This is a genomic window from Amycolatopsis sp. A133 (assembly GCF_031082405.1).
Lineage (GTDB): Bacteria > Actinomycetota > Actinomycetes > Mycobacteriales > Pseudonocardiaceae > Amycolatopsis.
This window is the reverse complement of the sequence record NZ_JAVHJU010000067.1, coordinates 67,029-86,297: the sequence shown is the minus strand read 5'-3', so window position 1 is coordinate 86,297 and position 19,269 is coordinate 67,029. Positions and strand designations below refer to the sequence as shown.

The 19,269-nt window shown below is 69.8% G+C and carries 21 protein-coding genes; 11 read left to right on the top strand and 10 right to left on the bottom strand.

The features are described 5' to 3' along the window. The first annotated feature begins 64 nt into the window (after nt 1–64). From Q5425_RS39450 to Q5425_RS39415, 8 genes are all read left to right on the top strand, one after another. Nucleotides 65–1,081, top strand: a complete 1,017-nt coding sequence (locus Q5425_RS39450; protein WP_308677524.1) for a substrate-binding domain-containing protein — start codon at nt 65–67, stop codon at nt 1,079–1,081. After that, nucleotides 1,078–2,073, top strand: coding sequence for an ABC transporter permease (locus Q5425_RS39445; RefSeq protein ID WP_308677523.1), 996 nt, complete (start codon nt 1,078–1,080; stop codon nt 2,071–2,073). The genes Q5425_RS39450 and Q5425_RS39445 overlap by 4 nt, the downstream gene beginning before the upstream one ends. Then, complete coding sequence (locus Q5425_RS39440) at nt 2,070–2,879, top strand: ATP-binding cassette domain-containing protein (RefSeq protein WP_308677522.1); 810 nt, start codon at nt 2,070–2,072, stop codon at nt 2,877–2,879. The genes Q5425_RS39445 and Q5425_RS39440 overlap by 4 nt, the downstream gene beginning before the upstream one ends. Further along, the gene (locus Q5425_RS39435) at nt 2,876–3,718 is read left to right on the top strand and encodes a PfkB family carbohydrate kinase (RefSeq protein WP_308677521.1); all 843 of its coding nucleotides are present in this window, start codon (nt 2,876–2,878) and stop codon (nt 3,716–3,718) included. The genes Q5425_RS39440 and Q5425_RS39435 overlap by 4 nt, the downstream gene beginning before the upstream one ends. Continuing rightward, a complete protein-coding gene (locus tag Q5425_RS39430; protein WP_308677520.1) occupies nt 3,715–4,350 on the top strand; it encodes a nucleoside/nucleotide kinase family protein in 636 nt (211 codons plus the stop codon). The genes Q5425_RS39435 and Q5425_RS39430 overlap by 4 nt, the downstream gene beginning before the upstream one ends. Beyond that, entirely contained in the window at nt 4,350–5,090 is a 741-nt protein-coding gene (locus Q5425_RS39425) for an SDR family oxidoreductase (protein WP_308677519.1), read from the top strand. Before Q5425_RS39430 ends, Q5425_RS39425 begins: the two co-directional genes overlap by 1 nt. Before the next feature lie 72 nt (nt 5,091–5,162). Next, entirely contained in the window at nt 5,163–6,191 is a 1,029-nt protein-coding gene (locus Q5425_RS39420; protein WP_308677518.1) for a 2-oxoglutarate and iron-dependent oxygenase domain-containing protein, read from the top strand. 187 nt (nt 6,192–6,378) lie between these two features. Beyond that, complete coding sequence (locus tag Q5425_RS39415) at nt 6,379–6,792, top strand: VOC family protein (RefSeq protein ID WP_308677517.1); 414 nt, start codon at nt 6,379–6,381, stop codon at nt 6,790–6,792. A 2-nt stretch (nt 6,793–6,794) separates the two neighbouring features. Here Q5425_RS39415 and Q5425_RS39410 read toward each other — a convergent pair whose 3' ends face one another. From Q5425_RS39410 to Q5425_RS39395, 4 genes are all read right to left on the bottom strand, one after another. Then, entirely contained in the window at nt 6,795–7,469 is a 675-nt protein-coding gene (locus Q5425_RS39410) for a DedA family protein (protein ID WP_308677516.1), read from the bottom strand. Nucleotides 7,470–7,588: 119 nt separating this feature from the next. Beyond that, nucleotides 7,589–8,410: a YceI family protein gene (locus tag Q5425_RS39405; protein WP_308677515.1), complete on the bottom strand. Its 822-nt coding sequence runs from the start codon at nt 8,408–8,410 to the stop codon at nt 7,589–7,591. After that, nucleotides 8,407–10,995: an MFS transporter gene (locus Q5425_RS39400; protein WP_308677514.1), complete on the bottom strand. Its 2,589-nt coding sequence runs from the start codon at nt 10,993–10,995 to the stop codon at nt 8,407–8,409. Before Q5425_RS39400 ends, Q5425_RS39405 begins: the two co-directional genes overlap by 4 nt. Next, the gene (locus tag Q5425_RS39395; protein ID WP_308677513.1) at nt 10,992–11,516 is read right to left on the bottom strand and encodes a MarR family transcriptional regulator; all 525 of its coding nucleotides are present in this window, start codon (nt 11,514–11,516) and stop codon (nt 10,992–10,994) included. Before Q5425_RS39395 ends, Q5425_RS39400 begins: the two co-directional genes overlap by 4 nt. 187 nt (nt 11,517–11,703) lie before the next feature. Here Q5425_RS39395 and Q5425_RS39390 point away from each other — a divergent pair, with 187 nt between their 5' ends. Together Q5425_RS39390 and Q5425_RS39385 are read left to right on the top strand one after the other, a co-directional pair. Then, nucleotides 11,704–12,129 carry a PPOX class F420-dependent oxidoreductase gene (locus Q5425_RS39390; RefSeq protein WP_308677512.1) on the top strand — a complete coding sequence of 142 codons (426 nt, stop codon included), beginning with the start codon at nt 11,704–11,706 and terminating at the stop codon, nt 12,127–12,129. Nucleotides 12,130–12,202: 73 nt separating this feature from the next. Next, complete coding sequence (locus Q5425_RS39385; protein ID WP_308677511.1) at nt 12,203–13,594, top strand: FAD-linked oxidase C-terminal domain-containing protein; 1,392 nt, start codon at nt 12,203–12,205, stop codon at nt 13,592–13,594. 170 nt (nt 13,595–13,764) lie between these two features. On the opposite strand, the gene Q5425_RS39380 is transcribed toward Q5425_RS39385, so the two are convergent. The 4 genes from Q5425_RS39380 to Q5425_RS39365 all read right to left on the bottom strand — a co-directional run bounded on the left by Q5425_RS39380 (nt 13,765) and on the right by Q5425_RS39365 (nt 16,707). Continuing rightward, the gene (locus Q5425_RS39380) at nt 13,765–14,466 is read right to left on the bottom strand and encodes a VTT domain-containing protein (protein ID WP_308677510.1); all 702 of its coding nucleotides are present in this window, start codon (nt 14,464–14,466) and stop codon (nt 13,765–13,767) included. Nucleotides 14,467–14,511: 45 nt separating this feature from the next. Beyond that, entirely contained in the window at nt 14,512–14,868 is a 357-nt protein-coding gene (locus tag Q5425_RS39375) for a hypothetical protein (RefSeq protein WP_308677509.1), read from the bottom strand. Between the two features lie 23 nt (nt 14,869–14,891). Next, nucleotides 14,892–16,043: an N-acetylglucosamine-6-phosphate deacetylase gene (gene nagA / locus Q5425_RS39370; protein WP_308677895.1), complete on the bottom strand. Its 1,152-nt coding sequence runs from the start codon at nt 16,041–16,043 to the stop codon at nt 14,892–14,894. 91 nt (nt 16,044–16,134) lie between these two features. Then, on the bottom strand, nt 16,135–16,707 hold the full coding sequence (locus tag Q5425_RS39365) for a SigE family RNA polymerase sigma factor (protein WP_308677894.1): 573 nt from the start codon (nt 16,705–16,707) through the stop codon (nt 16,135–16,137). 199 nt (nt 16,708–16,906) lie between these two features. Here Q5425_RS39365 and Q5425_RS39360 point away from each other — a divergent pair, with 199 nt between their 5' ends. Continuing rightward, complete coding sequence (locus tag Q5425_RS39360) at nt 16,907–17,185, top strand: YciI family protein (protein WP_308677508.1); 279 nt, start codon at nt 16,907–16,909, stop codon at nt 17,183–17,185. A gap of 57 nt (nt 17,186–17,242) precedes the next feature. Here the strand turns inward: Q5425_RS39360 and Q5425_RS39355 are convergent, their stop codons facing one another. Continuing rightward, nucleotides 17,243–18,712: an NAD(P)/FAD-dependent oxidoreductase gene (locus Q5425_RS39355; protein ID WP_308677507.1), complete on the bottom strand. Its 1,470-nt coding sequence runs from the start codon at nt 18,710–18,712 to the stop codon at nt 17,243–17,245. A gap of 81 nt (nt 18,713–18,793) precedes the next feature. Further along, the gene (locus Q5425_RS39350; RefSeq protein WP_308677506.1) at nt 18,794–19,267 is read right to left on the bottom strand and encodes a pyridoxamine 5'-phosphate oxidase family protein; all 474 of its coding nucleotides are present in this window, start codon (nt 19,265–19,267) and stop codon (nt 18,794–18,796) included. Nucleotides 19,268–19,269: the final 2 nt, after the last annotated feature.

Sequence of the window (19,269 nt, the reverse complement as noted above, 5' to 3'; positions counted from 1 at the left end):
AGGAGCAGTCTGTCTACCTTCCCGTCCATCGGCAAGCCTCGACACGAACAAAGGCTGGGAATCCATGAGACAGCGAAGTCTCACCGCGCTCACGCTGGCCGTCGTCCTCGCCGCGACGACCGGGTGCACGGTCGAGCGCCACTGGGGTGGCAACACCAACACGGGCGGGAACGGCAAGGCGAAGGTCGGCCTGGTGACCAAGACCGACACCAACCCCTACTTCGTGGAACTCCGCAACGCCGCGAGAGCGACCGCACAGGCCAACGGCGCCGACTTCAGCGCCCTCGCCGGCCAGTTCGACGGCGACAACGACGGCCAGGTCCGCGCCATCGAAAACCTCCGCCAGCAGGGCGCGAACACCATCCTGATCACACCGAGCTCGTCCACCGGCGTGCTCAAGGCGATCAAGGACGCCCGCGACGCCGGGGTCCTGGTCATCGCCCTCGACACCGCCACCGAGCCGGCCGACGCCGTCGACGCCACCTTCGCCACCGACAACTTCGCGGCCGGCGAGCAGCAGGGCGCCTACGTCAAGGCCGCGCTCAAGGGCGTCCCGCCCAAGCTGCTGATGGTCGACGGCACGGCGGGCAGCACGGTCGACACCCAGCGGCACACCGGGTTCCTCAAGGGCATCGGGCTGACCGACGGCTCGCCGGAGATCAAGGGCCACACCGCGGCCAACGGCGACCAGAGCCTCGCCCAGCAGGGCATGGAAAACCTGCTGCAGCGCAGCACCGACATCAACGCCGTCTACTCGATGAACGAGCCGATGGGCCGCGGCGCGTACGCGGCGCTGAAGGCCCGCGGCCTCACCGGGCAGATCGTCATGGGCTCGATCGACGGCGGCTGCGAAGGCGTCCAGAACGTCAAGGACGGCCAGTTCGCCGCCACCGTCATGCAGTTCCCGAAGAAGATGGCCGAGCAGGGTGTGCTCGCCGCCGTCGAGTACGCCAAGACCGGGAAGAAGCCGTCCGGCTTCGTGAACACCGGGTCCGCCGTGATCACCGACAAGCCCCTGCCCGGCATCGAGAGCCACGACTCGGCCTGGGGCCTGCAGAACTGCTGGGGAGGCACGAAGTGACGACAGCGACCGCAGTGTCCACAAGGGAGCGTGAGTCGCTCGGCGACTTCCTCCTCCGCGCCCCCGCGGTCGGCCCGGCGCTCGCGCTGGTCGTCGCGATCGTGGTGTTCTCGCTGGCCACGGACACGTTCTTCGACCTCGACAACCTGTCCACGGTGGTCCAGCAGTCGCTGGTCGTCGGGACGCTGGCGCTGGGCCAGACGCTCGTCATCCTCATCGCGGGCATCGACCTCTCCAACGCCGCGTCGATGGTGGTCGCGACGCTGATCATGGCGAAGCTCGCCGCGGCCGGGACGAACGGGTTCGTCGCGCTGCTCGCCGGCGTCGTGCTGACGATCATCGTCGGCATCTTCATCGGCGGGCTCGCGACGCGGATCAAGCTGCCGGCGTTCATCATCACGCTCGGCACGTTCACCATGCTCACCGCCGTGTCGAAGCTGATCGCCGGCGGCCAGGCCGTGCCGGTGACCGACGGGCTGCTGCAGTGGCTCGGCACCAAGCGCTACCTCTTCGGCGGCATCCCGATCACCTACGGCATGACGCTGGCGCTGCTGATGTACCTCGGCGTCTGGTACGCGCTCACGAAAACCGCGTGGGGCAAGCACGTCTACGCCGTCGGCAACGCGCCGGAGTCCGCGCGGCTGTCCGGCATCAAGGTCAACCGCACGGTGCTGTCGGTCTACATCGTGGCCGGGCTGACCTTCGGCATCGCCGCTTGGCAGGCGCTCGGCCGGACGCCGAACGCCGACCCGAACCAGTTCCAGCTCGGCAACCTCGACTCGATCACCGCCGTCGTCCTCGGCGGGACGAGCCTGTTCGGCGGGCGTGGCTCAGTGCTCGGCACGCTGATGGGCGCGCTGGTTGTGGCGGTGCTGCGGTCCGGGCTGACGCAGATGAACGTCGACGGCAACTACCAGGACCTCGCCACCGGCGCCTTGCTGATCGCCGCCGTTGTGGTGGACCGCATCGCGAGGAGGCAGCAGCAGTCATGAGTGAACCCATCCTCCAGGCTCGCGGACTGGTCAAGCGCTACGGCCGCGTCACCGCCATCGACGGCGCCGACTTCGACCTGCTCCCCGGCGAAGTGCTCGCCGTGGTCGGCGACAACGGCGCCGGGAAGTCGTCGCTGATCAAAACCCTTTCCGGGGCGGTGATCCCGGACGAGGGGGAGATCAAAGTGGACGGCAAGACCGTCCACTTCAAGTCCCCTTTGGACGCCCGGCACTACGGGATCGAGACGGTGTACCAGGACCTCGCGGTCGCGCCGGCGCTCGACATCGCGTCGAACATGTTCCTGGGCCGGGAAAAGCGGCTCAAGGGTCCGCTGGGACTGTTCCGCAAGCTCGACACCGCGACCATGCGGTCGGAGGCGCAGCGGATCCTCGACGAGCTGGGCATCAACATCAAGTCGATCAGCCAGCCCGTCGAGACGCTCTCCGGTGGTCAGCGCCAGGGTGTCGCGGTGGCCCGCGCGGCCGCGTTCGGCACGAAGGCCGTGATCATGGACGAGCCCACCGCCGCACTCGGCGTCGCCGAGTCCGGCAAGGTGCTCGACCTGATCGGCCGGATCCGCGACCGCGGCCTGCCGGTGGTGCTGATCAGCCACAACATGCCGCACGTCTTCGACATCGCCGACCGCATCCACGTGCACCGCCTCGGTAAGCGCGTCGCGGTCGTCTCGCCGAAGACCCACTCGATGAACCAGGTCGTCGGCCTGCTCACCGGGGCGCTGCGGCTCACCGAGAACGGCGAAATTGAAGAAGCCGCCGCCGCGACCCACGTCGCCGGGTTGAAATGAGGGTGCTGCTGGCGGGCTTGTGCACCGTGGACGTGGTCCAGCGGGTCGAGGAGCTTCCGGCGCCGGGCGAGAAGGTGCAGTCGCTGCAGGTGGACGTCGCGGCCGGCGGGCCCGCGACGAACGCCGCGGTGACGGCGGCCGCGCTCGGTGCGGAGGCGACCCTGCTGACCGTCCTCGGGGCACACCCGCTGGCGGCGCTCGCCCGCGCCGACCTCGAAGCCCACGGCGTCCGGCTCATCGACCTTTCCCCTTCACTACCCGACCCACCCCCGGTCAGCGCGGTAGCAGTCCGCGACCACGACGGCGAGCGCACAGTCGTCTCCCGCAACGCCGCCGAGCGGAGCTTTCACGTGAAAGCTCCGGTTTTTGGGACTGGTGGGGCTGATGTGGTTTTGGTTGATGGGCACTATCCGGAGATTGCGCTGGCGGTTGCGCGGGCAGCGAAAGCGCCGGTCGTGCTTGATGCCGGGAGCTGGAAACCCGTGCTCGACGAGCTGTTGCCGCTGGTCGACGTGGCCGCCTGCTCCGCGCACTTCCGTGCGCCGGGGCCCGGTCTGCACGAGCGGGGGGTGCCGACCGTGATCACGACCGCGGGGCCGCACCCGGTGCGCTGGTCCACTGCGGACGGCGGCTCGGGTGAGGTGCCTGTGCCCGCGGTGCGAGCGCGAGACACACTAGGTGCGGGCGACGTCTGGCACGGCGCGCTCGCCGTGGCCGTGACGCGCGAACCGACGGTGACGGACCGGATTCGCTTCGCCAACGAGGTGGCCGCCGAACGGGTGCGGCATGTGGGACCGCGGTCGTGGACGACCGCGATCGCAGGAAGGAACAGGACATGACGGCGTTCGACGACCTGCTCGCCCGGGCCGAGGGCCTGACCGTGCGCGGGCAGCGCAACGTGCTCGGCATCATCGGCGCGCCCGCGTCGGGCAAGACCACGCTCGCCTGGGCGCTGGCCAGCGCGCTCGGCTCGCGCGCCGCGGTGGTCGGCATGGACGGCTTCCACCTCGCGCAGGTCGAGCTGCGCCGGCTGGGCCGCACCGAGCGCAAGGGCGCTCCGGACACGTTCGACGCGGCGGGCTACTACCACCTGATCCGACGGCTGGCCGAAGGCCGCGAGACGGTGTACGCGCCGGAGTTCCGCCGCGAGATCGAGGAACCGATCGCCGGGGCCGTCGCGGTGCCGCCGGAGGTCCAGCTGGTCATCACCGAGGGCAACTACCTGCTGCTGCCGGACGACCCGTGGAGCGCGATCCGGCCGCTGCTCACCGAGGCCTGGTTCCTCGCGCCGGACGAGCCGGAGCGGATCGAACGGCTCGTGTCGCGCCACCGCCGCTACGGCCGTTCCCTGGTCGAGGCGCGGCAGCGCGCGCTCGGCTCGGACCAGCGCAACGCCGACCTCATCTCGCAGACGCGCGACCGGGCCGATCTGGTGCTGGAGAACCTGCCGCTGGCGAACTTCGCGATCTGATGCCGCTCATCGTCACGGGCGGTAGCCGGGGGATCGGCGCGGCGATCTGCGCGCTGGCCGCTTCGCGCGGGTACGACGTCGTCGTCAACTACTCCGGCGATCCCGCGCCGGCCGAGGCCGTCGCCGAGCAGGTGCGTTCTTCCGGACGGCAGGCGCTGGCCTTCCGCGCGGACGTCTCCGACGAGGACGACGTCCGCGCGCTGTTCGACGCGGCGGCCGAGCTGGGGCCGGTGACCGGCCTGGTCAACAACGCGGCGATCGTCGGCAACACGCCGGGCCGGCTCGAGGACTACGAGGTCGACGTCGTCCGGCGCACCCTCGACGTCAACGTCACGGGTGTGTTCCTGTGCTGCCGCGAGGCGGTCCGCCGGATGTCGGCCCGCCACGGTGGTGACGGCGGCGCCATCGTCAACATCTCCTCGACGGCCGCGCGCACCGGCTCGGCCGGGGAGTGGGTGCACTACGCCGCGTCGAAGGCCGCCGTGGACACGCTGACCCTCGGGCTCGCGCAGGAGGTCGCCGGCGAAGGGATCCGGGTCAACGCGGTCCGGCCCGGCATGATCCACACGGGTCTGCACGCGGCCGCGGGCCTGCCGGACCGGATGGCGAAGTACGCGCCGCAGATCCCGCTGGGCCGGGCCGGGCAGCCCGCGGAAATCGCCGAAGCCGTGTTGTTCCTGCTGTCGGAAGCGTCGTCGTTCACGACGGGTGCCGTGCTCGACGTCGGTGGCGGCCGCTGATCCTTGTGAACCGGCATTTCGCGCCTTTCGTGTGGTGAGCGTTCCCCGAAACCGCGCGAAAGGTGAACAACAATGCGTACGTTCGAGCTGCCCGGTTCAGTGGGCGGGACGACAGCCGATCGGATCCTGGGCCGTCAGCTGGTCCGCACCTGGGAGACCGACGGAATTTTCCAGGTCGCGGCCACGGCCGAGCAGGACCGCACCACCCGGGAAGCGCTGGCCGCGAGCCGCCGGTTCTTCGCAAGGTCGTTGCCGGAAAAGGCGAAGTTCGTCAGCGACCTGACCTACAGCGGGTACATCGCCTCCGGGGAGGAAGTGACCGCGGGCGAAGCCGACTATTCCGAAATCTTCACCGTCTGCCCGGACGTCCCGCTCGACGACACCCGCGTCGCGGACGGCTGGCCGTGCCACGGACCGGTGCCGTGGCCGGACGAGGGCTACCGGACGGCGATGGAGACGCACCTGCGCGAGGCCGGGGCCATCGGCGAGCGGCTGCTGGCGCTGGTCGCACTCGGGCTGGGGCTGGAGATCGACCGGTTGACCCGGCTCACCCGCGAGGGCTGGCACCACCTGCGCGCGCTGCGGTTCCCCGCCCGGTCCGCGACGACCGAACGCGGGATCGGCGCGCACACCGACTACGGCCTGCTCGTGATCGCCGCGCAGGACGACGTCGGCGGCCTGTTCGTCCGGCCGCCGGTGCCCGGGGAGCACCGCAACCGCAACTGGCTGCCGCACGAGAGCACGGCCGGGATGTACCAGGACGACGAGCCGTGGCACTTCGTCGAACCCGAGCCGGCGGTGTTCACCGTCTTCCCCGGCGACATCCTCCAGTTCCTCACCGGCGGCCGGCTGCTGTCGACGCCGCACAAGGTCCGCCTGGCGACGCGGGAGCGGTACACGCTGGCGTACTTCCACGAGCCGTCGTTCGTCACCACCGTCCGCCCGCTGGCCGGCGGCGACGAGTCCATCCACTACGGGACGCACTTCACGAACATGTTCACCCGGTGCTACCCCGAGCGGGTGACAACGCAGTGCATCATCCGCGACGGGCTCCTGAGCAGGCTCGATCGCCTCCGCGCGCGGAGCCTGGCAGCGGGCTGAAACCACCTCGTCACCGCCGGTCGCCATCCGTGAGAGGCGGGTGACCGGCGGTAGGTGACGTCCGCCTGGTGGGACGGCCGGAGACGGCGAGATCACGATTGGCCGGGGAATTGGTCACCTCGGTTTCGGTGGTCGAACGCTGTGCAACTCTGGGAAGCCGCCACGCGAAAGGACGGCTTCGGAAGCCATGGCCAAACTCATGTCCGTGCACCACCTCGCGCTCACCGTGACCGACGTGGACCGCAGCGTGCCGTGGTACGTGCGCGTCCTCGACCTCGAGGAGGTCACCCGGCGCGAAGAGCCGGACACGGGACTGCGCAAGGTCGTGCTGCGTTCCGCCGGCGACGAGTTCTCGGTGGTCCTGGTGCAGCACGCGGACACCGGACGCCGCGGGTTCGACGAACGCCGGACCGGCCTGGACCACGTCGCGTTCCGCGTGCATTCGGCCGCCGAGCTGGCCGAATGGGAGAGCCGGCTCGAGGAGTTCGGCGTCTCCTACACTCCGGCCGCGCCGTCACGCACGTTCGAAGGGTCACGCGTGATCGTGTTCCGCGACCCCGACGGCATCCAGCTCGAGATCTGGACCGACCCGCAGCTCTGAGCTCAGGCGCGGGCGTTGCTGTCGTCCGGTGCGTCGACCGGGCGGCGCATCTCCTGGCGGTAGCGCAGCACGCCGTACCCGGTGCCGAACACGAAGAACGCGATGCTGATCCACAGCGCCGCCGTCTTCAGCCACGGCAGGGTGTCCAGCAGGCCGGCGCCGTAGTAGCCGAGCAGCACCAGCGTCGGGACCCACAGCAGGCCGCCGAAGGCCGTGGCCACCAGGAACCGGCGCCGGTCCATGCGGGCGGCGCCGGCGATCAGCGGGGCGAGCGTGCGGATCCACGGGATCCAGCGGGCCGCCACGATCGCGAAGAAGCCCTTGCGGTCCAGGAACCGTTGCGCGCGCTCGAGGTTGTGCCGGTTCAGCACCTTCCCTTCGCGCCGCGCGATCAGGCTCGTGCCGCTCTTGCGGCCGATGTAGTAGCCGATCTGGTTGCCGAGCACGGCGACGATCAGCGCGGCTCCCGACAGGAACCACGCGTTGGCGTCCGAACCGTGCTGCGCCAGCACCACGCCCGCCCCGAACAGGAGCGAGTCACCGGGCAGGAACAGCCCGATGATCAGCGCGCATTCGACCAGCACGAAGCTCAGCACGATCACCCAGACGAGCAGCGGGCCGGCGGTGTCCAGCCAGCTCACGCCGACGCCCGCGGCCTCGATGCTCACGACGTTCACCCCCGGAGCCTACGTGGCTCAGGTGAACGTGCCGCGGCTAACGGTCGAATCGAGCGCGCGTTTCACCAACGGTGAAGGCCCCCTCACCAGCGGTGAGAGGGCCTCCGGACCGGCCGGGCTCAGAACTGCGGCAGGGTCTCGCCCTGGACCGCTTCGACGTCCAGCTCGATCTTCACCGTCGTGCCGACCGCCGCGACGCCGGCGCGGACCATCGCGCTGTAGTTGATCGCGAAGTCGTTGCGGTGCAGCGTCGTCTCGGCGTGGAACGCGACGCGCACGCCGCCCCACGGGTCCGGGCCCCAGCCGCCGTAGGTCAGCTCGAGCTCGACCTCGCGGCGCTCGCCGTGCAGCGTGAGCTCGCCCAGCAGGGTCCACGAGTCCGCGCCGCGCTGGCGCATTCCGGTGCTGGTGAACGTGATCACCGGGTGCACGTCGACGTCGAGGAAGTCCGGCGAGCGCAGGTGGTCGTCCCGCATCCGGATGCCCGTGTCGATGCTCGCCGCCTTGATCTCGGCGTGCACCGACGACCGCTCGGCCGGGCGGCCGATCTCGATCCGGCCGGACACGTCCGGGAACCGCGCCTTGATGCTCGCGATGCCCAGGTGCCGAGCGGTCGCGACCACCGACGTGTGCATCGGGTCGATCACCCACGGGCCGGCGGGCGGCAGCTCGACCGCCTCGGCGACCGGGGCCAGCACGACGTCGCCGAGCGAGCCGCTGCCGTCCGAGGCGATCTGCGCCGTCCGCGCGACCGGGGTGTACCCGGCCGCGGTGACGACGGCCGTGTAGACGCCCGGCACGAGCGCGTCCGTGACGACGTCCCCGCGGACGTCCGCCGCCTGCCGGGCGACCTGCCGCCCGGCCGGGTCGGTGACGGTGAGCACCGCGTGCTCCACCGCCCAGCCCTCGGCCGTGCGGAGGGTCGCGCGCAAGCCGGTCATGACCGGTCGACCAGCTCGTCGAGGGCCTGGTCGTAGCTCAGCCGGACGTCGTGGTCCGCCTCGCCGCCGGTGAGCTCCACCTGGCTGGTCGCCGGCGGGTAGCCGCTGGCGACCACGGTGTAGGCCCCCGCGGGCAGGTCGCTGACCACGTACCGGCCTTCGCCGTCGGTCCGGGCCACGGCCGCGACGTTGCCTTCGGCGTCGAGCACGGTGATCCGCGCGTCCGGCACGATCCGGTCGCCCTCGGTCCGCGCGGTGCCGGTGAGCAGCACCGAGCTGGCGAGCTCGACGTCGTGGCGCAGCACGCCGCTGTCGGGCACGGTGAGCGTCAGCGCGACGGGCCGGTAGCCCGCGCCGCTGGCGACCAGGGTGTAGGCCCCGGCGCCGACCCCGACGAAGGCGTAGGTGCCGTCCGCGGTCGTGATGAACGCGCCGTTCACCTCGCCCCGGCCGTCGGTCAGCGTCACCGTCACGTTCGGCAGCGGCTGGCCGGTCGCGGCCGCCCGCACGGTGCCGGTCAGCTCGCCGGACCCGGTGAGCGTGACGTCGACCGTTGCCGGCCCGTTGCTGATCACGACGCTGGAGGCCTGCGGCTGGTGGCCGTGCGCGGACACGATGAGCACGTACGCGCCCGGGCCCTGGCTGGGCACCGAGTAGCTGCCGTCGGCCGCACCGGTGGCCCGCGCGACCTGGCGGCCGCGCTGGTCGATCAGGGTCAGCGCGGCGCCCGCCACGTGGGTGCCGTCCTGGCGCCGGATGTGCCCGATCACCGGCACGCCGCCCGCGCCGACGGGGACGTCCGGCTCGGACTGCGCGACGGAGTTCGTGATGGGCAGGGCACCCGACACGGCCTGGTAATCGCCGTGCCCGTTGCTCAGCGCGTGCTTGCCCCCACCGACGAGTGCGGGTTCGCGGTCGGCCGGGCGCACCGGCTCGACGATCTCGGTCGGCGCGTCGGCGTCCGCGTAGGCGTGGTCGTGGTCGTCGGCGTCGAGCAGCGCTTCGCCGCCCTCGACCGCCGCCGCGGCGGGGTTCATCCCGGCCAGCGGGATCTCCTTCATGAACATCAGCACGATCGTGGCCAGCAGAGCCACCGCGCCGGCGACGTAGAACACCGTCGTGATCGACTCGGTGAAGCCGATCAGCACCGGGGTCTTGAGCGCCTCGGGCAGGTTCTGGATGCCGCTGGTGTTCTCGGACAGGTTGCCGATCCCGGCACCCGCGCCGGCCGGCAGCCGGCCGCCGAACGCCTTGGTGATGTTGGGCAGCAGCGTGTTGAACAGGATCGTCAGGAAGATCGCGACACCGGCGGTACCACCGATCTGGCGGAAGAACGTCGCGGACGCGGTCGAGGCGCCCATGTCGCTGCGCGGGCCGGCGTTCTGGACCGCGATGACCAGCGTCTGCATGCACTGGCCGAGACCGAGGCCGATGATGGCCGCGGCGACCAGCGGGTGCCACAGCGCCGAGTTGTACTCGACCTGCGCGAAGAAGAACGCGCCGATGGCGATCAGCAGGGTGCCGAGGATCGGGAAGATCTTGTAGTGCCCGGTCTTCGACGTGATCCGGCCGGAGACGATCGAGCTGGTCATGATGCCCGCCATCAACGGCAGCATCAGCAACCCGGACTCGGTCGGCGTGTAGCCCTGCACGACCTGCATGAACTGCGGGATCATCGTGATCGCGCCGAACATCGCCACACCGACGATGACACCGCCGATGATCGCCACGGTGAACGTCGAGTTCTTGAACAGCCGCAACGGGATCAGCGCGGCGTCCTTCATCACCCGTTCGATCAGGATGAACGCGATGACACCGACACCACCGACGACGTAGCAGAGGATCGCCTTGCCATCGCCCCAGCCCCACTTCTGGCCCTGCTCGGCGACGATCAGGAACGGCACGACCGCGACGACCAGCGACAGCGCGCCCCACCAGTCGATCTTCTGGTCGTGGCGCTCGTGCGGGACGTTCAGCACCTTCGCCACGACGAACAGCGCGACGACGCCGATCGGGACGTTGATCAGGAACACCCAGCGCCAGCCGGCGATGCCGCCCAAGGTGTCGAAGCCGGCGAAGAAGCCGCCCAGCACCGGACCGAGCACGGTGGACAGACCGAAGACGGCCAGGATGTAACCCTGGTAGCGCGGGCGTTCCCGCGGCGGGACGACGTCGCCGATGATGGTCATGGCCAGCGACATCAGACCGCCGGCGCCGAGGCCCTGCACCGCGCGGAACGCGGCCAGCTCGTACATCGACTGCGAGAACGTCGAGGCCAGCGAACCGGCGACGAAGATGGTGATCGCGGCCAGGTAGAACGGCTTGCGGCCGTAGATGTCGGACAGCTTGCCGTAGATCGGCGTGACGATCGTCGAGGTGATCAGGTACGCCGTGGTCGCCCAGGCCTGCAGGTCGAAGCCGTGCAGGTCGTTGGCGATCTTGACGATCGACGTGCCGACGATCGTCTGGTCGAGCGCGGCCAGGAACATGCCGCACATCAGGCCGCTCAGGATCGTGACGATCTGGCGGTGGCTCAGCCGTGGTGGTTCCTTCGCCACGGGTTGTTCGACAGTGGTGGTGCTCATGCGTTGGCCCCCTTGGCCGGTGCACCGGCGGACGCTTGCGCGTCGGCCAGCTGTGGAGAGTGGTTCTCGATACCTGTGTTGAGCCGGCCGAACAGGCGGTTCAGGGTCTGGATGTCCCCGTCAGTCCAGTCCCCGAGCACTTCGGCCAGCCACTTGTTGCGCTGCTTGCGGTTCTCTTCGAACACCCGCATGCCTTCGGCCGTCGGCGCGAGCAGGCAGGCCCGCCCGTCTTCCGGGTCGGCCTGACGCTCGACCAGGCCGTGCTGGACGAGCGAGCTCGACTGCCTGCTGATCGTGGAGATCTCGGAGTGGAGCGAATCGGCCAGCTTGCTGGTGCGCTGCGGCCCCTCGTGGATGAGGGTGAAGAGAATCGCGTACGCCGCCCGCTCGATGCCGTCCGGCCCCTGTTTGGAGACTTGCGACTTCGCCTTGTTGACCAGCCGGACCAGGCGCACGAGCTCGTGACCGAGCTGGTCGGCGAGGTCGAGCTCGGCCGTGGGCCGGGTGGTGTTCGGTGCCATGGTGATCCTTCAAGGCGTTGGTTGGCGGCTGCAACTAGTTGCCTCAGGCAAGGATGTGCCTTCATCAGCGGTTGTGCAAGCGGAGTACCTCGCGATGTGGTGGAACACACTTTAGTTGTCGTATGCAAGCACATTTCCTCCGGGCTGCTCCCGGAACAACGGCGGCCGCCGCCGGTTGGAAAGGGGTATGACCGACGACACAGCGCTGAAGGACTTCCTCGCCGCCCGCAGCCACGGCGTCCTCGCCACGATCCGCCGCGACGGCCGCCCGCAGCTGTCCACGATCACCTACCGGTACGACCCGGCAGCGGCGACGCTCATCGCGTCGATCACCGAGACCAGGGCGAAGACGAAGAACATGCGCCGGGACCCGCGGGTGACGTTCCACGTGAGCAGCGAGGACGGCTGGAGCTACGTCGTCGCCGAGGGACGCGCTTCGCTCACGGCGCCGGCCGCCGCACCCGGCGACGACACAGTGGAAGCGCTGGTCGGCTACTACCGGCGCGCGGCGGGCGAACACCCCGACTGGGACGAGTACCGCCAGGCCATGGTCACCGACCAGCGGGTGCTGCTGACCGTCCACGTCGAGAAGCTGCTGGGCCTGGTCCGCTGACGTCGCTGGGGCGTTCGGCGGATTTCGAAAGAAGATTTCCGCAGTGCGGACTCTCCGGGCTTACCATGAGGCCATGAGCGACGAAGCTTTGGTCACCCGGCTCCGCGACCTGCTCGGCAAGAGCGCCGTGCTCACCGACTCCGACGTCACCGACTCCTACGCCCGCGACATGATGCCGCTGGCGCCGTCGGGCCGGCCGCTCGCCGTGGTCCTGCCCGCGAACACCGAGCAGGTGCAGGCGGTGGTCAAGGCGTGTGCCGAGGCCAAGGTGCCGATCGTGCCGCGCGGGGCGGGCAGCGGCCTCTCCGGCGCGGCGAACGCCATCGACGGCTGCGTCACGCTGTCGCTGACCAAGCTGAACGAAATCGTCGAAATCGACCCGGGCAACCGGCTCGCCGTCGTGCAGCCCGGGGTCGTCAACCTGGACTTCCGCAACGCCGTGGAGAAGCACGGGCTGTTCTACCCGCCGGACCCGTCGAGCTACGACTGGTGCACGATCGGCGGCAACCTTTCGACCAACGCCGGCGGCCTCTGCTGCGTGAAGTACGGCGTGACGACCGACTCGGTGCTCGGCCTGGAGGTCGTCCTGGCCGACGGCTCGCTGCTGAAGACCGGACGGCGGACGGTGAAGGGGGTCGCCGGTTACGACTTGGCGCGGCTGTTCGTGGGCAGCGAGGGCACGCTCGGCGTGATCACGCAGGCGACGGTCCAGCTCAAGCCCCTCCCGCAGGCACCGGCGACGCTCGTCGCGGGCTTCAGCACCACCGAAGCGGCCGGGGAAGCGGTGGCGCGGGTCGTCCGCGAAGGGCTGGTGCCGTCACTGCTGGAGATCATGGACGCGTCGTCGATCAAGGCGGCCGAGGCGTACCTCAAGACCGACCTCGGCGCGGGCTCGGACTGCCAGGCCCTCCTGCTCGGCCAGTCCGACGCGGGCGGCGAGGTGGCCCGCCGCGAGCTGGCGGCCCTGGAGCAGATCTGCCTCGACTGCGGCGCGGACCTGGCGTACACGACCGAAGACCTCGAAGAAGGCCGGATGCTCCTGCACGCCCGCCGGGTGGTGCTGACGGCGTTGGAGACGTACGGCCTCTGGCTCACCGACGACGTGTGCGTGCCGCGCACGCGCATCGCGGAGCTGATCCGCGGCTGCGAAAAGATCAGCGCCGAGGTGGGCTTGCGGATCGCCGTCGTCGGCCACGCGGGCGACGGCAACATGCACCCGACGATCGTGTACCAGCCGGACGACCCGGACGAGTTCGCCCGGGCGCAGCGCGCGTTCGACGAGATCCTCGAGGTGGGGCTGTCGCTCGGCGGGACGGTGACCGGGGAGCACGGGATCGGCAAGATCAAGCGCGAGTGGCTGGCGCGGGAGATCGGCCCGGTGGGGCTGCGGGTGCACCGGCAGATCAAGCAGGCGCTCGACCCGGAGAACCTGTTCAACCCGGGCTCGATGTTCTCGATGACCTGAGCCGCACCGGCAGAGGTCGGGACGCGGGATGCCGCGAATGACTCATTCGGGACCACGGACGCCGCGAATGAGTCATTCGCGACATCGGCGAGGCGCCCGAAGCGTCACTTTCGTAGGGAAAGTGACGCTTGGACGGCATCGGCGAGGTGACCGCCGGGCAGACCGGAACCTCAGTCCTTGATGCGCGGAATCCGCTGCGTGACCTCGGGATCGGTCTCCACGACGGCCTTCTTCTCCCGGCGCGCCTTCAGGTACTCCAGCACGATCGGCACCACCGAGATCAGCACGATCAGCACGAAGATCGCGTCGACGTTGTCCCTGATGAAGCCGATGTTGCCCAGCAGCGAGCCGAGGATCGTGATGCCCGCGGCCCACAGGATGCCGCCGATCACCGTGTACGTGAAGTAGCGCTTCGGGTCCATGCGGCCGATGCCCGCGATCCAGGTGATGAACGTCCGGACGAACGGGACGAACCGGGCCAGGACCACCGCCTTCGGGCCGTGCTTCTCCAGGAACTCGTGCGTCTTGTCGACGTACTCCCGCTTGAAGAACTTCGAGTCCGGCCGGTTGAACAGCTTGGGCCCGGCGAAGTAGCCGATGTAGTAGCCGGTGACGTTGCCGAGCAGCGCCGCGACCGTCACCAGCACGCAGACCAGCCACAACGGCGCGTCGAGGGTGCCGTTCGCGATGAACAGGCCCGCCGTGAACAGCAGTGAGTCACCGGGCAGCACCGGGAAGATGCTGCTCTCGATGAAGATGATCAGGCACAGCACCGCGATGACCGGTGTCGTCAGACCGCTCAGCAGGTGCTGCGGGTCCAGCCATGACGGCAGCAGCGACATCGTGTTGACCGTGCTCTGGGCGAGAATCACCTGGAAAACGGTACAGGGTCACCCTGAGTCGTTACTGAGACCCGGTCAGACCAGCGTCAGCAGGCCGACCACGGACCCCGCGGCGAGCCCCAGCAGCACCGCCAGCAACAGGATCCAGTACGCCGGCAGCTGCGCCGACGTCCGGACCGGTGCCGGCTCCGGCGGGCGCGGGGCGAACGCCGTCGGTGCCTCGGAGGCCGCGTCCAGGGCCGCGCGCTCGCGCTCCAGCGAGTCCGCGCTGGCCCCCGAAAGCAGCCCGTACGCCGACGGCAGGTCGCTCGTCGGGACGGCGTCGGTGGCCGGCTCGGTGTCGCGGGCCGGGGGTGCCGCCTGCGGGGCGAAGACGGCTTGCGCGCGAAGGGCGTCCGCCAGCAGCTGCTCGGGGTCCTTCGGCTCGCTCATCTCCGCCCGTCCGGTCGTAGGAACTAGGTGCTCAAGGTAGCCGTACCCACCTCGGCGACCCATTCTCCCCGCCGCAGCACCTTCGCGGGCCGCAGGTCCTGGTCGAGGACCACGATGTCGGCCTGGTAGCCCGAACACAGCATCCCGGTCCGGTCGGCGATGCCGAGCAGTTCAGCGGGCCGCTGCGACGTCGCGTGCACCGCGTCGAGGATGCCGAGTTTCGCACCCCGGACCAGATTGCGGAAGGCGGTGTCCATCGTCAGGGTGCTGCCGGCCAGCGAGCCGTTGTCGGCGAGGGTGGCGACGCCGTCGTGCACGTCGACCTCGAGGCGGCCCAGCGTGTAGCGGCCGTCCGCGGCGTCGGTGGCCGACATCGCGTCCGTGATGAGCACGGTCCGGTTCCGGCCCGCGTGCTTCGCCGCCAGCCGGACCACGGTGGGGTGCAGGTGCACCAGGTCGCAGATGAGCTCGATCGTGATGCGCTCGTCGTCCAGCAGCGCCCCGATCGGGCCGGGCTCGCGGTGGTGCAGCGGCCGCATGCCGTTGAACAGGTGGGTCGCGACCGTCGCGCCCGCGTCGATCGCGGGCAGCAGCTGCTCCTCGACGCCGTCGGTGTGCCCGATGGCGGCGATCACGCCGGACTCGGCCAGCTGCCGGACGGCCTTGACGCCGCCGTGCAGCTCGGGGGCGATGGTGACCATCCGGATCGCGCCCTGGCCCGCGCGCAGGAGCTTCTCGACCGTGCCCGTGTCCGGTTCGAGCAGCGTCTCCGGGTCGTGCGCGCCGCAGCGGGCCTTGGAGATGAACGGCCCTTCCAGGTGGATGCCCGTGACCTCGCCGTCCTGGACGAGCTCACGCAGCGCGGCGACCTGCTCGCGCAGGATGTCCACCGGGTCGGAGACCAGGCTGGCGAGCATGGTCGTGGTGCCGTGACGGCGGTGCGCTCGCACCGCCGTCAGGAGTTCTTCGGGATCGAGGGAGGTGAACGAAGCACCTCCCCCGCCGTGGCAGTGGGTGTCGATGAACCCGGGCACGACGAGTGCCCCACCGACGTCGACGTGTTCGCCCGACGGCGGGGTCCCGGAACCCACGCCGGCGATCCGCCCGTCGGTGACGGCCACCCAGCCGTCGTCGAGTAAACGGTCCGGGGTTGCCACCCGGCCGCCCATGATCACGAAATCTCCGGCGCCTCTCACGCCCCCCAGCATATATTGGTCTGGACCAAGCATGGTGATACGACTCAGTGATCGGAGTGGTCCACCCGGGTCACTGTGGGGCTTGCATGGCCTTCTGGAGTGCCTCGAGCGCCCGGCTGGCGGTCGATTTCACGGTACCCTTGGAGATGCCTGCGGCCTCAGAGATCTCGGCCTCGCTCAGCCCGCCGTAGTACCGCAGCACCAGCACTTCGCGCTGGCGGGGCGGCAGTTTCGACAGCGCGCTGACGACGGCCTGGTGCTCGCTGGAGAGCATCGCGAGGCTCTCCGCGGACCGCGCGTTCACCGCGTGCGGCGGCACGTACTCGCGGGCCGTCTTGCGGCGGCGCAGCACGCTGCGCGACCCGTTGACCACGGCCGTGCGCAGGTAGCCGACCGCGGCCGCGGCGTCCCGGAGCCTGCCCCAGTTGCGGTGCAGGCCGGTGAAGGCCTCCTGGACGACGTCTTCCGCCGTCGCGGGCTCGTCGACCAGCAGAATCGCCAGCCGGACCAGCCGCATGCGGTGCTGGCGGTAGAGGTCTTCGAGGGTCAGCGGCGCGGGCGTCTGCGCCGGGGCCGGACCGTCCATGACCCGCAGGTGGCCGAGGGTCGCCTCGACACTGCGTTCCGCATTGCCCTCGAGCATGAACCCCTGCCTGTTCTCGACCCCGGTTTGCACGGTGTGCCGCGTCAGCAGGTTCACGGTATTCACAGCGCTCACACAGGTACTGACGCGTGCCCAGCCTATCGGGTTCGACTGCCGGTGCCACAGATCGGATGCTGGTACAGAACCGTGACACGGGTAGCGTCGGATCCGTCCCGCCCGCCCGACCCCGGAGATCCACATGGCCTGGTTCCTCGTCGAAATCACCTACGTCCAGGAGAAGATGCCGGACGTCCGGCCGCGCCACCGCGAGTTCCTGGCCAAGCTCGCCGAGGAGGGCCGCGTCGCGGTCGCCGGGCCGCTCGGCGACGGCACCGGCGGCGTCACGCTGTACCAGGCCGACGACGAGGCGCACCTGAAGGAGACGATCGACCGGGACCCGTACTTCCTGGAAGGCGCCATCGCCGAGCGGAGCATCCGCGAGTTCAAGCCGGTGATCGGCGCCTGGCTGCCGTCCTAGGCTGCGCGCCCCGACGTTTCGCCGCTCGGCGAAACGTCGGGCACCACGCTCCGCGGATCAGGAGCGGCCGCTCAGCTCGTAGTCCGCCGGGTCGACCTTCCGGGTCTCCAGCCAGTAGCGCCAGGTGAAGCCGGGCCAGATCGTCCGGTTCACGCCCTGGGCGTCGAGGTACCAGCTCTTGCAGCCGCCCTGCGTCCAGACGCCCTTGACCAGCTTGTCCTGGATCTCCCGCTGGAACTCGTCCTGCACGCCCGGCCGCACGTCGAGCGCCGCGGCGCCGCGGGAGTCGGCGAGCTTGATGGCGTCGACGACGTACCGCGCCTGCGACTCGATCATGAACACCACCGAGTTGTGGCCGAGCGCGGTGTTCGGGCCCAGCAGGAAGAACAGGTTCGGGTAGCCGGACACGGTGATGCCCTTGTGGGTCCGCATGCCCTCGCTCGCCCACTCCTTGGCGAGGTTGCGGCCGTCGACGCCGGTGATGTCGAGGTACTCCAGCGCGTCGGTCACCTTGAAGCCGGTGCCGTAGACGATGGCGTCGACCTCGTGCTCCACCCCGGCGGAGTCGACGATCGAATGCGCCTTGACCTCCCTGATGCCGGCCGTGTTCACCTCGACGTTCGGCCGGCTCAGCGCCGGGTAGTAGTCGTTGGAGATCAGGACGCGCTTGCAGCCCATCGTGTAGTCCGGGGTGACCTTCTTGCGCAGCGCGGGGTCCTTGATGCCCTTCGCGATGTTCCGCTTCGCGATCAGCTCGCCGGCCTTCATGACCACCGGGTGGCCGTTGAAGCCGATGGCCCGCGCCTCGAGGAGCCAGTACAGCGCGTTGCGGTAGAGGCGCTGGGTGCCGGGGAGGCGCTTGAACAGCGTCTGCGCCCACGACGGCATCGCGTGGTCGGGCTTGGGCATGATCCACGGCGGCGTCCGCTGGAACAGCGTCAGTTCGGCGACGTCGGGGGCGATCTTCGGGACGAACTGGACGGCGCTGGCGCCCGTGCCGACCACGGCGACCTTCTTGCCGCGCAGGTCGTAGCCGTGGTCCCAGCGCGCGGAGTGCCAGGTCCGCCCCTGGAAGTTTCCGATCCCGGGCAGCTCGGGGATCTGCGGGATGTGCAGGCCGCCGACGCCGGAGACGAGGAACTGGGCGACGAACTCGCGGCCGTCCTTGGTCGTCGCCGTCCAGCGGCGGTCCCGCTCGTCCCAGTGGGCGCCGGTGAGCTCGACGCCGAAGCGGATCTTCTCGCGCAGCCGGTACTTGTCCGCGACGCCCTTGAGGTAGCCGAAGATCTCCGGCTGCGGCGAGAACGACCGTGACCAGTCCGGGTTCTGCTCGTACGAGAACGAGTACATGTGCGACTGCACGTCGCACGCGCACCCGGGGTAGGAGTTGTCGCGCCAGGTCCCGCCCACCTCGTCGGCCTTCTCCAGGATCACGTAGTCCCGGATGCCGGCCTTTTCGAGCTGGATCGCCTGGCCGAGACCGGAGAACCCGGTGCCCACGATCACGACCTTGAACCGCTCGGTCATCTGTCGGCCTCCGCTGCTTCGGGGATGCTGCCCAGATGACGTTACCTCAAGTAACAGTTACCTGGAAGTACTCCCTACCGGTTAGTACGTTCCGCCGAGCTTGCTGTGGTCCCAGCTGACGACCTTGGTCGGGCGGAAGACCAGTCCGACGCGCTTGGCGGCCTGACCTGCGATGAAGGCCTTGAGCTCGTCGGTCGCGGGGTCACCCGGTTTGGCGCCGGAGTAGCGCTGCATGAGCGCGGTCCCCATCCGGGTGACCTTGTCGGTGTCTTCGACGAGCTCGACGTCGGCCTCGAACGAGACGCCGCGCAGCTTCTCGTAGCTGTCGCCGTCCTCGACCAGCACGGTCGCTTCCGGCAGCCGCCGGAAGTTCTTCGCCTTCTGCGAGGTGCCGTACGTCCAGGTCGCGACGCCGTCTTCGTGCGGGAAGTACCAGAGGGGGGCGAGGTGCGGGCGGCCGTTCGGGCCGACGCTGGCGACGTTGATGACCTTCTGGCCGTCGAGGTACGCCCGGACCTCGGCCTCGGTCATCCTGATCTGATCGCGACGGGACATCG

What these genes read in the sequence shown, in the direction of transcription:
- Q5425_RS39450 (WP_308677524.1), top strand. Translation starts at nt 65, where the DNA reads ATGAGACAGCGAAGTCTCACCGCGCTCACGCTGGCCGTCGTCCTCGCC.
- Q5425_RS39440 (WP_308677522.1), top strand. Translation starts at nt 2,070, where the DNA reads ATGAGTGAACCCATCCTCCAGGCTCGCGGACTGGTCAAGCGCTACGGC.
- Q5425_RS39435 (WP_308677521.1), top strand. Translation starts at nt 2,876, where the DNA reads ATGAGGGTGCTGCTGGCGGGCTTGTGCACCGTGGACGTGGTCCAGCGG.
- Q5425_RS39430 (WP_308677520.1), top strand. Translation starts at nt 3,715, where the DNA reads ATGACGGCGTTCGACGACCTGCTCGCCCGGGCCGAGGGCCTGACCGTG.
- Q5425_RS39425 (WP_308677519.1), top strand. Translation starts at nt 4,350, where the DNA reads ATGCCGCTCATCGTCACGGGCGGTAGCCGGGGGATCGGCGCGGCGATC.
- Q5425_RS39420 (WP_308677518.1), top strand. Translation starts at nt 5,163, where the DNA reads ATGCGTACGTTCGAGCTGCCCGGTTCAGTGGGCGGGACGACAGCCGAT.
- Q5425_RS39415 (WP_308677517.1), top strand. Translation starts at nt 6,379, where the DNA reads ATGGCCAAACTCATGTCCGTGCACCACCTCGCGCTCACCGTGACCGAC.
- Q5425_RS39405 (WP_308677515.1), bottom strand. Translation starts at nt 8,410, where the DNA reads ATGACCGGCTTGCGCGCGACCCTCCGCACGGCCGAGGGCTGGGCGGTG.
- Q5425_RS39400 (WP_308677514.1), bottom strand. Translation starts at nt 10,995, where the DNA reads ATGAGCACCACCACTGTCGAACAACCCGTGGCGAAGGAACCACCACGG.
- Q5425_RS39395 (WP_308677513.1), bottom strand. Translation starts at nt 11,516, where the DNA reads ATGGCACCGAACACCACCCGGCCCACGGCCGAGCTCGACCTCGCCGAC.
- Q5425_RS39390 (WP_308677512.1), top strand. Translation starts at nt 11,704, where the DNA reads ATGACCGACGACACAGCGCTGAAGGACTTCCTCGCCGCCCGCAGCCAC.
- Q5425_RS39385 (WP_308677511.1), top strand. Translation starts at nt 12,203, where the DNA reads ATGAGCGACGAAGCTTTGGTCACCCGGCTCCGCGACCTGCTCGGCAAG.
- Q5425_RS39375 (WP_308677509.1), bottom strand. Translation starts at nt 14,868, where the DNA reads ATGAGCGAGCCGAAGGACCCCGAGCAGCTGCTGGCGGACGCCCTTCGC.
- Q5425_RS39365 (WP_308677894.1), bottom strand. Translation starts at nt 16,707, where the DNA reads ATGCTCGAGGGCAATGCGGAACGCAGTGTCGAGGCGACCCTCGGCCAC.
- Q5425_RS39360 (WP_308677508.1), top strand. Translation starts at nt 16,907, where the DNA reads ATGGCCTGGTTCCTCGTCGAAATCACCTACGTCCAGGAGAAGATGCCG.
- Q5425_RS39355 (WP_308677507.1), bottom strand. Translation starts at nt 18,712, where the DNA reads ATGACCGAGCGGTTCAAGGTCGTGATCGTGGGCACCGGGTTCTCCGGT.
- Q5425_RS39350 (WP_308677506.1), bottom strand. Translation starts at nt 19,267, where the DNA reads ATGTCCCGTCGCGATCAGATCAGGATGACCGAGGCCGAGGTCCGGGCG.